The sequence below is a fragment of the Myroides sp. ZB35 genome, assembly GCF_001865835.1.
Lineage (GTDB): Bacteria > Bacteroidota > Bacteroidia > Flavobacteriales > Flavobacteriaceae > Flavobacterium > Flavobacterium odoratimimum.
This window is the reverse complement of the sequence record NZ_CP017769.1, coordinates 1,587,375-1,602,664: the sequence shown is the minus strand read 5'-3', so window position 1 is coordinate 1,602,664 and position 15,290 is coordinate 1,587,375. Positions and strand designations below refer to the sequence as shown.

Genomic DNA, 15,290 nt, shown 5'->3' with positions numbered 1-15,290 from the left:
TTACACCTAAAACCAACCAAAGTACTATATCACCAATAAGTACGAACTAAAACAAACTAATATTTACTTAAATGTCAGCAGAAACAGCTACAAACTCAAACCTGTTTAAATCTAATGTGCTTGGGCACCCAGCAGGGTTATTCGTTCTTTTCTTTACAGAGATGTGGGAGCGATTCTCTTTCTACGGAATGAGAGTATTGTTAATTCAATTCTTAACAGCTAAAGTTATCTTTGGCGATGCATTCTCAGGGTGGGGATGGTCAGCAGAACAAGCAGGTGCACTATACGGTACTTATGCCATGCTATTATACTTAACACCTATCTTGGGTGGAGTTATTGCAGATAAATATATCGGTTCTAGATGGGCTGTAATTATCGGAGCTATCATCATGACTTTAGGTCACGCATCGATGGCTGCAGAAGGAATTTCTAAACTATGGTTCTTCGTAGGACTTGCATGTCTTGTGATCGGTACAGGTTTCTTTAAACCAAATATGCCTTCTATCTTAGGAGAAATGTACAAATCATTACCAGACAAAAAAGATGCTGCGTATACCATCTTCTATATGGGTGTAAACTCAGGTGCTTTCTTCGGAATGATGCTATGTGGATACTTAGCAGAGACTAAAGGATGGCACTACGGATTCGGATTAGCAGGTATCTTCATGCTATTAGGTACAATCCAATTCTGGTTAGCTAAACCATTAATGGGAGACTTAGGTGAGCTTAAAAAAGTAGACACTACAGTAGAGAAAACACCAGAGCAAATCAAAGAAGATCAAGATACTAAAAACCCTTACACACTAGTAGATTATATCTTAATCGCTATCGTATCTGTAATCGGTTTATTATATGCTTTCAATGATCCATTATCTAAAAACGGAGTACTAGATCTATTTGCATTCTTAGATACAGAAGCATTAAGAGGACAGAACATCATGGCTATCCTAGCCCTTATCACGTTCTTATACTTAGTGATCTCACGTATCTTACGTTATGGAAAAGTGATTAGAGACAGAATGTTCGCTGTAATCTTATTAGCGTTCTTCTTAATGTTCTTCTTCATGAGTTTCGAACAAGGGGCTACATCGTTAGTACTTGTAGCGAGAGACTATGTAGACAGATCGTTAGAAGGAACTGCATTAATGGCTTTCAACATTATCAATACATGTCTTACAGTGATTCCATTGTTAATCATCTCATGGGTACTTATATTATTAGCAAAAGCTACTTGGTCAAAAATCGCGATGTCTAATATTATTTTATTCATCTGTTTTGCTGGTATCTGGGCTATGGCTATCTATATGTTGAACGCAGAGTTTAATAAAGAAGTATCTGAGATCACTGTATCTTGGTTCTCTATCTTGAACTCATTCTTCATTATTTCGTTAGCATCTACAGTGTCTAAACTGTGGGATTCTAAGTATAATCCATCGGCTGCATTTAAGTACGGTATCGGATTAATCTTCGTAGCTATCGGATTCTTAATCTTAGGTTTAGGATCTATGGGAGCTACTGACGGAGTAAAAATGTCGATTATATTCCTAATATTAACGTACTTATTCCATACCTTAGGGGAATTATTTATCTCACCTGTAGGACTGTCTTATGTTTCTAAACTAGTACCTGGCAAGATGCTTGCATTCATGTTCGGTATGTGGTATTTAGCCTTAGCTATTGCTCAGAAATTTGCAGCCATCTTAGGGGGACAAATCGAAAATATTAAAGAAGAGTACTCACTTAGTCACTTCTTCTTCCTATTCACATTAATACCTTTTGCAGCAGCAATCATGGTAATGCTAGTGAACCCATTATTGAAAAAACTAATGCACGGTGTTCGATAAGAACACAGTGCATTGCACAATAATAAATAACTAAAAAAAATGAGTCAACAACAGACATTAGAAGAGATTCAGAATTTCTCAGGTAAATACCCTAAGCAAATCTGGAGCTTATTCTTCTCAGAGATGTGGGAGCGTTTTAGCTTCTATGGAATGAGAGGAATGTTGGTTTTCTTTATGATCGACCAACTACACTTTGAAGAAGCACAAGCTAACTTACAGTATGGAGCTACACAAGCATTCGTTTACGCATTCACATTCTTAGGAGGTATTTTCGCTGATAAAATCTTAGGTTTCCGTAAATCTCTTTTCTGGGGAGGCTCGATGATGATCTTAGGTAGTATTATTCTAGCTATAGATCCACACGCTTACTTTTTCGTAGGTATTGCATTTACTGTAATTGGTACAGGTTTCTTTAAACCGAATATCTCTACTATGGTAGGATATTTATACAAAAAAGGGGACGAACGTACTGATGCTGGTTTCTCATTATTCTATGCAGGGATTAACTTAGGAGCACTTATCGGAGGATACTTATGTATCGCTATCGGTAAAGGACACTTATTCCAAGACTCTATCGCTGTAGAGAACCGTTGGAGTGTAGCTTTTGGTTTAGCTGCTTTCGTGATGTTAGTGAGTTTAATCAACTTCATCTTTACAAAACGTCATTTAGGACCTATCGGACTACAGCCTATGCAAGTAGCTAAAGATGGTAGTGAGACTAAAATGCCTTTATGGAAAGAAGTAGGGACATACATCCTTACGTTTGCGATGGTACCTGTTATCGTATTCATGATTGATAACACAGACTATACTGCATACTTTATGTACACAGTAGGACCATTAGCATTAATCTACTTATTCTATGAAATGACGAAGCTGACTAGTGCGGAGCGTAAAAAGATTATCGCTGCCCTAGTATTTATCTTCTTCTCTATTCTATTCTTCGGTATCTATGAGCAAGCAGGAGGATCATTAAGCATCTTCGCAGCGAAGAACTTAAACTCTGATTTACTAGGTATGCACTTAGATCCTAACGGAGTGAATAACTCAGGAGGAGCTTTCTTCATCATCTTCATCGCACCTATCTTAGGTCTATTATGGATCTGGATGGCTAAGAAGAAAATAGAGCCAAATACAGTAATGAAGTTCGGTTTAGGATTTATCCTATTAGGAGCTGGATACTATGCATTATTTGCTACACGTCTATTCGCTGACGCAGCAGGTATGACATCATTAGACTTCTTTACTTTTGCCTTATTGATTATTACTTTAGGGGAGCTGTGTTTATCACCGATTGGTCTATCAATCATGACTAAACTTTCTACAGCTAATCTACAAGGGATGATGATGGGTATGTGGTTCTTAGCTAGTGCTTACGGACAGTATGTAGCAGGTATCTTAGGAGCTGCTATGTCTAAGAGTCGTTCTGAAATAGCTACTGGTAACCATCCTAACTATGATGCTCTATTAGCGTATACTGATGGGTATAAAGATTTAGGATTATATGCAGTAATCGCAGGGGTAGTGTTAATCGCACTTTCTCCACTTATGAAAAAACTTATGCAAGAAGTTAGATAGTTCACTATCTATTCTAATCTAATATACAAAAGCGTCTTAGGCAACTAAGGCGCTTTTTTTATGCAATACTTTCAATAAACAAATAAAAACAATAAAACGAACCAGCTTTCCTTCCTTAGTTTTTAAGATTTAATTAATAATATTTACAATATCTGATCTATACACAACGTTCTAACAAGAACTAAAACTTAGATATGTATAAATCAACCTATTACTTATTTATTATTCTATTCTTATGTGTTATTGGATATGCCCAAGATACCAATTACGGCATCACTTATCTAAAGACAACAACTTCTGATGCTCATATCATCTCAGCAGAAGACAAACTATACATTAGCCCTAAAGAAGATAAAAGTCTATACATTAATGGCAAATACAAATTCACTAAAGAGCCTCCCAGAGAGCCAAATGAAATAGTGATTTACGATAAACAAGAATTTGAAGAGTTCTTCTACTTTGACTTTAAGAAGAACCTGCTCTATTCAAGAATAAAGCCTTGGGAAGCGCGATACTTTATCAAGGAAGATATTCCTCAAATGGATTGGCAACTACACGATGAGACCAAAACCAATGCAGAACAAATCGCACTTCACAAGGCTACATTAAGCTTTAGAGGGAGAAACTATACGGCATGGTACTCTACTGACTATCCTGTACAAGTAGGCCCTTGGAAGTTCAATAACTTACCTGGTTTAGTATTTGAGCTCTATGATGATGAACACAGATACCATTGGAGCATACAGAATATAGAAGTCAACAAATTCAAGATATTACCTTTTAGATATGACGTTAGTCGTGCCAACGAGTCTATCCAATCATTTCAAGAGAAATACTACAAAGAGCTTGATAGACTAGTCAATGGCCCTCATCGCAATCCTTTTGGCAATATACCTGGCGTAGAGATACTCGAGGTCATGACAGATCCTAATCAATTTGAACGTTTAAAAAACAGTGAACTCGAACGCAAATATGAGTGGGAAGAATAACATAACTTTTATATTACTTGTTCTGTTTACTTTAACTACGCAAGCACAGCATATCTCTACACGACTACTAGATAGTCAGGGTGTAGAGATAATCCGTGCAACAGTATTTCTACAAGATCAAAACAATAAAACCTTAGCGTATACCTCCTCTAACAATGAAGGACTAGTAGAGTTTAAGAATGTAGTGAACCACCCTACTGCCTCTCAACTTACGATACAAAAAATAGGAATAGAGAAAACGACTATTGCCCTAGATGCTACTAAGAACAACTATGGCCTAGACACATCCCTATACCTACTCTCTTCTGCGGAAGTACTCAACGAGATCACCATTAAGGCTACTTCACCCATCACAGTGAAGAAGGATACTGTAGTCTATAATGTCAAACAGTTCTCTAAAGGAGATGAACGCGTCATCGAAGACCTACTCAAGAACCTACCAGGGCTAGAGATTAGTACTGATGGGAAGATCAGTGTCAATAATCAAGAAGTAGAAAAGGTCATGGTAGATGGCACAGACCTCTTCGATAGAGGATACAGAGTGCTGACTAAGAATATGCCTGTCAATCCGGTAGAAGAAGTAGAACTATTACAAAATTATTCTGAGAACAAACACCTGACAGATCTAAACCCTGCTAAGAAAATAGCACTTAACCTTAAACTCAGTGAAAAGGCTAAGCGTGTATGGTTTGGCAATGTCGAGGCGGGAGCTGGTGTACGTGATAAAGAGGTACATGGTGTAAGATCAAACATCATGAACTTTGGCAAAAAGACGAAGTTCTACTCTATCTTACAGTCTAACAATATTAGCTATGATGCTACGGGCGACCTTAGCTCGTTTCTAAATAGTAATAAAGGGGAAATAGCAACTCCTACTGCCCTATCTAATCCTATCAATATTGACAATATCTCACTAAGCCTCAGAAACCATCGATATAAGGATAACAATAACCAGTTTGCTTCTATCAACACGGCTGTGACTCTATCTCCTAAAGTAGAAGTGAAGATATCAGGACTGTTTAATAAAGAGACTCTACTAGGCAAAAGGTCTATGGATCAGACTCTATATACTCCAGATCATTCCTATCACAATATAGAAATGATGAACAATAAGAACAGAAGTAACTTCTCGTTTCTAAAAGGAGATATGGTCTACGATATCAATAAAACCTCTACACTGAAATATGATCTAAAAGGCAATATCTCAAATAGTAAAATCAATAGTGATGTACGCTACAACGATATTTCGAATAATCAAGCTCTAGATAATCAGAACAAAAGAGTAGAACAGAACTTAGAGTACACCACTAAACTATCTGATAGAGAAGCTTTAGTGCTTAGCTATAAGAATATCTATGAGCAGAACACTCAGGATTATATCAATACACCTAATATCTATATACAGGATGCGACAGCCCCATTCTGTCAACTCGTTCAGAATAAAATGAACTATCACACTATACAGGCTAGTTATAAAGGAATGATGAAAGGTAACCACCTACTTCACATCACGCTAGGGAATACGAACACGAACACACATCTCTACAGTCTAAACAACTTAGCAGATGATGACACCTATACTAACAAGAATAACTCAACCTTAAAAGTAAACGAACTCTATGCAAAAGCATTGACGAAGATGACATGGGGTACGTGGAGTATGGGGACAAGTATCTCGGCTTCCTTATTTGACAATAGACTGAAATCAATAACTACGAATAACAGCCTTCAGAAGTTAGTCATAAGCCCACACTTCTCTATCGAGAAAAGAATTAATGACAAGAACAAAATAGACATCTATTATAAATACGGTTATACCAATATCAATGCTGCCAAAACCTATGATGGGTATATACAGACATCGTATAGAAGCTTCTTAAGAGGAGCTACGAACCTTGATCCTTTCACAAATAATGCAGTAGGTCTAACCTATACATTAGGGAACTACCATGATAGGTCATTCTCTACGGTGACGATATCGTATAATAAGTACAACGACTTTTATACACAGAATAACTATATCTATCCTAATCATACGAAGAGCCATATATCTACTATAAAGAACAATGAGAGCTACTTCATACTAGCCTCTACAGAATATTACTTCCAAAAGCTAAAACACAACCTAAAACTGAGTCTAAACACCAATCAAGCTGACTTCTATAACACACTAAATGATTCTGACACGAGACGGGTCAGAAGTACATCACTTACCTATGGAATAGAACTGAAGTCTAACCTTAGATCAAGGCTTAACTATGCCATAAGTACGAATTGGTTTACTACATATATGAACATCATTAGCACTGAGCGCTTTATAGACACAGAAACTAAACTGACTGCTAAATATAAACTGAAAGATACCTTCTTCTTAAACCTTATCAGTGAGTTATATTCTTTCGATAAGGTGGCACCTACACGTAAGTATTATACCTTTTTAGACTTTAATATTGCGTATATCCCTAATAAGTCGAAGTGGAACGCTCGTCTAGAGTTAACGAACCTCTTTAATACTAAGACGTATGCAAACTACGCCTTAACAGACTACAGCAGTACCTCTACGACCTATAAGCTATTAGGAAGACAACTACTACTCAGTGTAAATTATTCTTTTTAAACCAAAATTTGCACTAGACATATCAACGAAAAGTAATTATACAAAATAGGTCTGAATTAGCGAGACAAGCATACTATAGTATGGTTTTAGAGCTAATGAAAGAGCTATGAAGTAGAATGGCTTTGTAGTATTTGACTAATGTAGATTTTGGTTTAATATAATAAAAGCGCCTTAGTTGCCTAAAGCGCTTTTTCATTTCACTATATCAAAGAACGAATGAGAATAATCTCAGGACAAACTTATCACATCCTCCTACGTTGATTTTAAATACTGATTATTTTGACTCTTGATGACTACTATTGCCCTTATATGGTAGTAGAAAGTGGGACACTGTGCTAACTGTATACAGTTCCTTTACATTCCATATTTAACAGAGATACACTGTATTCTACCCCTAACCTATAACCTAAGACATGGACATAAATACAGCTCAAAACCACAGCCAAACAAAACACAAAAAAACATTGGCTAACTAAAATTTACCCTTTAACTTACACTCCTCAATTAAACTACCCTAACAATTATGTCTGAGAATAATAAATCATTCGTTCAAACACTACTGTCATTCAAAAAGAATTTCTGGATAGCCAGCTTTATGGAGTTGATGGAACGCTGGGCATGGTATGGGATATACACCCTATTAGGGTTATATCTAGTAGGTTCTACTGATACAGGAGGACTGGGCTTTGACCACGTACAGAAAGGAAATATCATGGGGAATATAGTAGGTATATTATACTTCCTACCGCTCCTATTCGGTGTGATAGCAGATCGTATAGGATATAAACTATCTCTAATGATCTCCTTCATCATCATGATCACTGGATACTATCTACTAGGAGAAGTAAGTAGCTACTGGAGTGTATACCTAGTATTCCTACTAGTAGCAGTAGGTGCAGCCTTCTTTAAGCCTGTAGCCTCAGCTATCATCGCTAGAGATACAGATAAGTCTACGGGTACACTAGGTTTCGGTATATTCTACATGATGGTTAATATCGGAGGGTTTATCGGACCTGCGATGTCATCAGGCTTACGTACTACATATGGATGGAGAATCATCTTTATCCAAGCTGCTATCGTGATCGCGATCAACCTAGTAATCCTATTACTATTCTATAAGGATCCTAAAGTAGAGAAGCCTAAAGATTCTATCGGTAAAGCGATTAAAGATTCTGTATTAGGGATCTTCGAAGCGCTAAAAGATGTACGTCTAGGAATACTATTATTATTAATGATTGGGTTCTGGACGATGTTTAACCAACTGTTCAACACACTGCCTAACTTCATCGAAGACTGGGTGAACTCATCATCTATCAGTGATTGGCTAAACGAAAACATTCCGTTCTTAGGTACTCTTATGACTCAAGATGGACAGGTAAAACCTGAGTGGTTCACTAATGTTGACTCATTCATGATTATCATTTGTCAGGTGACGATCTCATTCTTCGTGACGAAGATGCGCCATATCAACGCAGTAATCAGAGGTGCTATAATCGCGAGTATAGGAGTAGGACTTACGTTCTATACGCACAATCCACTGTTTACTATATTAGGTACGATGATCTTCTCTATCGGAGAGATGATGTCTAGTCCTACTGTATCATCATTCATCGCGTTAATTACTCCTAAAGGAAAAGACGGATTATATCAAGGGACTTACTTCTTACCTGTGGCAGCTAGTTACTTCGTGACAAGTTTTATCTCAGGAAGTCTATACCAATCATGGTCAGATAAACTATCACTACTAAAACGTGAGATGGCTACTAGAAGCATCGAAATGCCGGAAGTGGTAACACATGAACAATTTATAGAACAAGGATCAAAGACTCTAAATATGTCCCTATCTGCCTTCGAAAAACAGTTTAACCTTAAAGCGGACAGCGTAGATTGGTCACAAGTGGCTACCTCTTTTAAAGAATACGCTATCAATAAAGGTATTGACATTAGCCAAGTACACTTCCCATTCTCTAAGAATGAATACTTCGCTTTAGCAGAACAGAAGTTAAGCATGTCTCACTGGGAGATGGTAGATATGCTATGGAGCACTTATAATCCAAACAAGATATGGTATGTGGTATTCGGTATCGGGATGTTCTCTGTGGTCACACTAGTCATCTACGACAGACTAGTCATCAGACCTCTAGAACAGAAAAAAGCAAATCAATAAATACTCATATAAACGCCTTAGTAATCTAAGGCGTTTTTTTATGTTTATACATTATCTAGTTCTCTATACTAGCGTGTGCTAAAGAGGCTCCATATCAACTTCTATAAACACAACTAACAACAAATCGTCTACTAATGCCCTCATTTGGAGTTAATGACTCCATAATCTCTTATTGCCCTATTCTGAACGTTCAATAAAACATTAACAACCTCATATTCAACCACTATCATTAAACAAAATGAAGTAACTTCGGAAATCATTCGGTAATAACTAATAACTACAAGGGATAAAAGGTACTTTACCGAATGATACTCTATCTCTACCCGAATAATCTATATAGAAGTATATCATCATGATCTCAATATAGTTATATGCTGACGAAGTTAGGATCAACTCTTCATTACAGATTAGTATGCTAAATTTAGCATAACCGCAAATTACTTTATTTTACAACAATTACTATTTTATATAAAAACACTTAATCTGATTATACTTTATTCTATCATATCGCAATATGAACCAATAGAATTAAGAATAGTGAATAAAAACGAACTATAAATACTAATCTCTCACTAAAAACTATTTATATTTTTTAGTAAAACAATTAATCTTAAGTTTATTTTACTATTTTTAGCCTTTATGACATGAGATTATGTCTTAAACACAATCTTATAACTAACCACAAACTAGACTTTTAAAATTACATTATGGAAAACTCTACTACTGACCGGCCGAACTTCTTCGACAGTAAAGTTCTGGGACATCCTTCAGGATTATTCGTTCTCTTCTTTACAGAGATGTGGGAGCGATTCTCATTCTACGGAATGCGCGTATTATTGATTCAATTCTTAACCATGTCTGTCATAGGCCTCAACCCTGGATGGGAAATGAGTGTAGTAGATGCAGGAGCTATATTCGCTACTTATGCCATGTTATTATACATTACCCCTATCTTCGGAGGTATCCTAGCAGATAAATATCTAGGTTATAGATGGGCTGTAGTAATTGGTTCACTAATTATGACGCTAGGGCATGCCTCTATGACTTTTGAGACAGAGTTCTTTATGTATCTAGGATTAGTACTATTAGTAGTAGGTACAGGATTCTTTAAACCAAATATGACTTCTATCCTATCAGAGATGTATAAATCATTCCCTGAGAAAAAAGATGGAGCTTATACAATCTTCTACATGGGAGTTAATGCAGGAGCATTCTTTGGTATGATGCTATGTGGATATATCGGAGAGCGTATCGGATGGCACTATGGATTTGGTTTAGCAGGTATCTTCATGTTACTAGGTACACTACAATTTTGGTTTGCTAAACCTATCTTCGGAGCTATAGGTGATGTTCCTAATACATCTACAGAAATAAAAGAAGACACACCTGTAGATACGAAAGACTTAACACCTGCTCAACAGGATGAACTGAAACGCAATCCATTTACTACATTAGACTACATACTTATAGCTATTACTACTATCATTGGATTCTTATATGCATTTAGTGATGTATTCTATATCGTAGGTAAGATTAGATTATTCCCTGCTGAAATATTCGGTATGGATGGTCAGGCAGTAGTTGTTGTCACAGGACTATTAATATTGATGTGGTTAATTATATCACGAATAATGAGATATGCTAAAGTAGTTAGAGATCGTATGATAGCGGTTATCATCTTTGCTTTCTTTACGATATTCTTCTGGATGTCGTTTGAACAAGGAGCTACATCGCTAATCATCTTCGCACGTGATAATACACAGAGAATTCTATCTGGAGACAAAGCATTATTATTTAATATCTTCAACTCATTACTGACGATAGTGCCCTTACTAATTATCTCTTGGGTACTTATTTTATTAGCAAAACAGACAATTAAGAAAGCGTTACTATCTAACATTATATTAGCGATTACTTTTGTGGGAGTATGGGCATCAGCTATCTGGATGCTTAACAGAGACTGGTCATTACATGCATACGAAGTTACTTATGATGCAATCCAAGTTCAAAAAGTAGACAGAGAAGGTAAGCCTATTCTAGATAAGCACAATGAGCCTATCTATGACTATAAAGCGATACATGCTGCTAACCAACCTAAAGAAGGAGATAATGTGGTCAAACATACTGCTGTAGTATCACAGTTAGCAACATTAACGAAAGGGGATAAAGTAGAAATCTTTCAAGAGTTAGGTAACTTTAATATCCTTGATAGTAAACAAAAAGAACATCTAACTAAACAGTTTACTGAAGCAAATAAAGAAACTGAAATAGTACAAGCAGAGATAACAGAAATAAAAGATAATCAAGTAGAGATAACAGCTTCGTGGTTCTCTATCCTTAATTCATTCTTTATTATTGCATTAGCGTCTCTAGTATCTAAGTTATGGGATTCTAGATTTAACCCTCCTGCATCTATTAAGTATGGACTAGGATTAATTATTATGGCTATCGGATTCGGAGTATTAGCATATGGATCACATGGAATTACAGAAGGTACGAGAGTATCTATGATGTGGTTAGTTTTTGCTTACTTCTTCCATACATTAGGAGAATTATTCTCATCACCTGTAGGATTATCGTATGTTTCTAAATTAGTTCCTGCAAGAATGATTGCACTAATGTTCGGAATGTGGTATCTTGCAATCGCAATTGGAAACAATTTAGCTGCCACATTAGGTGGACAAATAGAAACTATTACAGAACAATACTCATTATCAGTATTCTTCTTAATCTTCACTATAGTGCCTATTGTAGCGGGATTGTTAGTTATTGCTCTTAACCCAGTGTTGAAGAAATTAATGCACGGGGTCAAATAATAACAATATTAAAAGAAATATGAAAAAACTGTTTTTATTACTTACCATTACTTTCTTAGGATTAACAGCTAATGCTCAAGAAATAAAATGGATGTCGTTTAACGAAGCTATCGCAGCACAAAAGAAAGAAGCTAAACCTATCTTTATGGATGCTTTTACTGACTGGTGTGGACCTTGTAAAATGCTGGACAAAAATACTTTTAGTGATGCTAAAGTAATCGAGTATATCAACAAGAATTACTATGCTGTGAAATTTGATGCAGAAGGTAATGAAGAAATAAACTACAAAGGAACAAAGTACACAAACCCTGGATACAACAGTGAAAGAAAAGGTAGAAATGCTACACATGACTTCACGATGTTCTTAAGAATACCTGGATACCCTTCTATGGTTATCTTCGGTACAAAAGGTGATGTGACTAAAGTAATCGTTGGGTACCAAACCCCTCAACAACTATTACAACAGATTTAAGATCATTATAATAAAGAAGACCAATATCCCTTTTCATACATATCATGGAAAGGGATATTCTTTTTTACACATATATCAATACACTTTCTCTTAAACCAAAAAGGGACTGAATTATGAAAGATCACTAATTTAGGTAACCTCACTTCTAGCATTCGCTCAAAGTTAATATTAGGTTGCCCAGAGAATAATACAACAGAAGCATCTAATACTCCATTATACGCTATCCTATCAGTATCTATAATTAGCAATTTGTCTTGAGTATTCGGTACGATCCCCTCTAATGGATGGTACATGACTTTATCTAAACCATACTCTTGTACATATTTATCTAAATCACGTAGATATCTCTGGTCAGTACTATCAATAAGATTCATTAATACATGTACAGTATCATAGTCTCTAATCCATATTGATCTATTATTCTTATTAGACATGAATGGAACCACAATTTCAGTATCCAAAGTATCTTCTTTACTCGATCCTAAAGTAGCACCTAGCTGTAAAGCACTACATAGTAATACCCCTACTACTATATATCTCAATTTCTTCTGATAATAAGTAAGTAATACTCCTCCTATAAGAATCAAGATTAAAGACATTTGTGTAAAGCCTATCTGTACATTCTGATAAGAGAAATAATCCAAACGATACACTAGTTCTATTAAGCGGTACATTAGATCCGTTAACACATTAAGGCAAAAACCAACTGCTATAGATATACTTTCAATCCACATCACAATCAAATAGACCATCCCTAAAATAATAAGTACTGTTATTAACGGTATGACAATTAGATTAGCTAATAAAAACAGAAAAGAAAACTGCTGAAAATAATATAACTGAATAGGTATCAAACCAATCTGTACACTTATGGAGATATAAATAATTCCTTGAATATACTGGATTATTTTATGCTTAGAATAATGCTTCTTAAATAGAGGGTGAATATAGACTATACTAATAACAGCTAAATAACTTAACTGAAAACCGAGATCATATACCCAATAAGGATATATACATAGACTACAGAATAAGGCTAAACCGATACTGTGCTCTAAATTCTGATTTCTTCTTAGGAGTTGACTAACAAGGTAAATCGTAAACATGAGGACCGCTCTAAATACTGAAGCTGAGAAACCTGATAAAAAGACAAAGAACCACAGCAATACAAGTATCACAATACTCCTTATCTTCTTAGGTAAAAAGAATAAACTTCGGGCAAGAACTAAGTAGATAAGTCCTACATGCAATCCTGAAATAGCTAATACATGCATAACACCTACTTCCTTAAACTGATTAATAATAGTAGAGTCTATATATGACTTTTCCCCTACTAACAGAGCCATTAATAGACCTTTAGTATTCTCGTTAAGAACAATAAAGTCGCTATATATCTTGTCTATTAAATACCTCCTTATCTTTAAAATTTCATATCGCCAATGTACTCCATGTCCTACTACAAAGTAATCTCCTACAAAACTTTGAATAAAGATTCCCTTACCTTGCATATACTTTCGATAATCAAACTGGCCAAAGTTCTTCGGTTGTTGTATACTCCCTACCCTGCCATAATAACTAATGACATCTCCTACTACAAGTGAATCTTGACGCTCATTAAAATAAAGAGCAACCTTATTACTGCACACTGTATCACCTACTCTAATCAATTCTCCTATAAATCGTTTGTTCGTTTTATTACTAAGAGTCTCTGTTATTTTTATATCTATTCTACTATTTTTAGGCTTATTTAGATATGTCTCTATTTTTAGTAACTCAGAATCATATTGATTCTTAACCAAACCTTTTAACCCAACACCTAAAAAGAAAAAGAGACTGACAAATAATACAATATCCTTACTCCCCGTAAACCAAGACGGAAAATGTACATATCTATTCATTAATGACATTGTCAATACAAATAGAAGAATACATAAAGTGGCTATCACCCAAAAAGTACTTATAGGTAAGTCTAAGTATATTCCCAAAAAAAGGAATAGAGAATAAAATAAAAAAGAGAATTTAATAGGCTTCATACTTACAATAAGTATCAAAACCCTTTCCAAAATAACTGATTCTTTGATTAGTATCAGCAATTCTAAAAATATAGTGAATACCATAAAAAAAGCCCTATCCTGATGGATAGAGCTTAATATTATTTTTTGAATTCTTGTAATCTTAATTCATACTTTCTAGAACAACACGGTTAATCTGTGCGAAAGTTCTACTATAGTAATTTTCTTTTGTTGAAGACACAATTACTCCTTTACTAGTTGAAGAATGAATGAACTTAATTTCGTCATCTAATACTTCAGTGATTATTCCTACATGACTAATTCTATTGCCACGAGTTTTAAAGAAGATCAGATCACCTGTCTGTGCTTCTGCTTTTCTCACACGTTCACCTACTTGAGCCATTTCACTTGAGGTACGTGGCAGATTCACACTAGTATCTCCGAAAGCAGTCATCACTAGACCAGAGCAGTCCATACCTTTTCTACTCATTCCACCATATCTATAACGCACACCTTCATAATCAAAAGCGGTATTCAACACTTGACTAGTCAAATTATCGAAGTACTCCCCCTTTGCTTCTTTTGCCTCCTCCATAAAGTCACCTAATAAAGCGTCTAATTCTGCTTGTATTTTATCATCTACATTTTTACTCTCAGCGATAACGGCTGTAGGTTTCTTTTTAACAGGGCTACTATAAACAGCTTTACTTGTTGTCTTCGCTTCTATTGTATGGAAACCAGAAAGGCCCAAAACACTGATTAATAATAATGTAAACTTTTTCATATTGGTTATTT

Annotated in this window: 9 protein-coding genes; 7 read left to right on the top strand and 2 right to left on the bottom strand. The window is 35.5% G+C overall.

The window, feature by feature from the left end:
• The first annotated feature begins 71 nt into the window (after positions 1–71).
• From BK054_RS07275 to BK054_RS07245, 7 genes are all read left to right on the top strand, one after another.
• The gene (locus BK054_RS07275; protein ID WP_006257524.1) at positions 72–1,844 is read left to right on the top strand and encodes a peptide MFS transporter; all 1,773 of its coding nucleotides are present in this window, start codon (positions 72–74) and stop codon (positions 1,842–1,844) included.
• 39 nt (positions 1,845–1,883) lie between these two features.
• Positions 1,884–3,422, top strand: a complete 1,539-nt coding sequence (locus tag BK054_RS07270) for a peptide MFS transporter (protein WP_071307178.1) — start codon at positions 1,884–1,886, stop codon at positions 3,420–3,422.
• 194 nt (positions 3,423–3,616) lie between these two features.
• Positions 3,617–4,411 carry a GLPGLI family protein gene (locus BK054_RS07265; RefSeq protein WP_006260528.1) on the top strand — a complete coding sequence of 265 codons (795 nt, stop codon included), beginning with the start codon at positions 3,617–3,619 and terminating at the stop codon, positions 4,409–4,411.
• A complete protein-coding gene (locus tag BK054_RS07260; RefSeq protein ID WP_232234350.1) occupies positions 4,377–7,028 on the top strand; it encodes a hypothetical protein in 2,652 nt (883 codons plus the stop codon). The genes BK054_RS07265 and BK054_RS07260 overlap by 35 nt, the downstream gene beginning before the upstream one ends.
• Before the next feature lie 523 nt (positions 7,029–7,551).
• A complete protein-coding gene (locus BK054_RS07255) occupies positions 7,552–9,195 on the top strand; it encodes an MFS transporter (protein ID WP_006266225.1) in 1,644 nt (547 codons plus the stop codon).
• A 707-nt stretch (positions 9,196–9,902) separates the two neighbouring features.
• A complete protein-coding gene (locus BK054_RS07250; RefSeq protein ID WP_006260525.1) occupies positions 9,903–12,011 on the top strand; it encodes a peptide MFS transporter in 2,109 nt (702 codons plus the stop codon).
• A 19-nt stretch (positions 12,012–12,030) separates the two neighbouring features.
• On the top strand, positions 12,031–12,483 hold the full coding sequence (locus BK054_RS07245) for a thioredoxin family protein (RefSeq protein WP_006257530.1): 453 nt from the start codon (positions 12,031–12,033) through the stop codon (positions 12,481–12,483).
• Between the two features lie 5 nt (positions 12,484–12,488).
• On the opposite strand, the gene BK054_RS07240 is transcribed toward BK054_RS07245, so the two are convergent.
• Positions 12,489–14,516, bottom strand: a complete 2,028-nt coding sequence (locus BK054_RS07240) for a ComEC/Rec2 family competence protein (protein WP_071307176.1) — start codon at positions 14,514–14,516, stop codon at positions 12,489–12,491.
• Between the two features lie 142 nt (positions 14,517–14,658).
• Positions 14,659–15,279, bottom strand: a complete 621-nt coding sequence (locus BK054_RS07235) for a C40 family peptidase (protein ID WP_006260523.1) — start codon at positions 15,277–15,279, stop codon at positions 14,659–14,661.
• Positions 15,280–15,290 lie beyond the last annotated feature (11 nt).

What these genes read in the sequence shown, in the direction of transcription:
- BK054_RS07275 (WP_006257524.1), top strand. Translation starts at nt 72, where the DNA reads ATGTCAGCAGAAACAGCTACAAACTCAAACCTGTTTAAATCTAATGTG.
- BK054_RS07270 (WP_071307178.1), top strand. Translation starts at nt 1,884, where the DNA reads ATGAGTCAACAACAGACATTAGAAGAGATTCAGAATTTCTCAGGTAAA.
- BK054_RS07265 (WP_006260528.1), top strand. Translation starts at nt 3,617, where the DNA reads ATGTATAAATCAACCTATTACTTATTTATTATTCTATTCTTATGTGTT.
- BK054_RS07255 (WP_006266225.1), top strand. Translation starts at nt 7,552, where the DNA reads ATGTCTGAGAATAATAAATCATTCGTTCAAACACTACTGTCATTCAAA.
- BK054_RS07250 (WP_006260525.1), top strand. Translation starts at nt 9,903, where the DNA reads ATGGAAAACTCTACTACTGACCGGCCGAACTTCTTCGACAGTAAAGTT.
- BK054_RS07245 (WP_006257530.1), top strand. Translation starts at nt 12,031, where the DNA reads ATGAAAAAACTGTTTTTATTACTTACCATTACTTTCTTAGGATTAACA.
- BK054_RS07240 (WP_071307176.1), bottom strand. Translation starts at nt 14,516, where the DNA reads ATGAAGCCTATTAAATTCTCTTTTTTATTTTATTCTCTATTCCTTTTT.
- BK054_RS07235 (WP_006260523.1), bottom strand. Translation starts at nt 15,279, where the DNA reads ATGAAAAAGTTTACATTATTATTAATCAGTGTTTTGGGCCTTTCTGGT.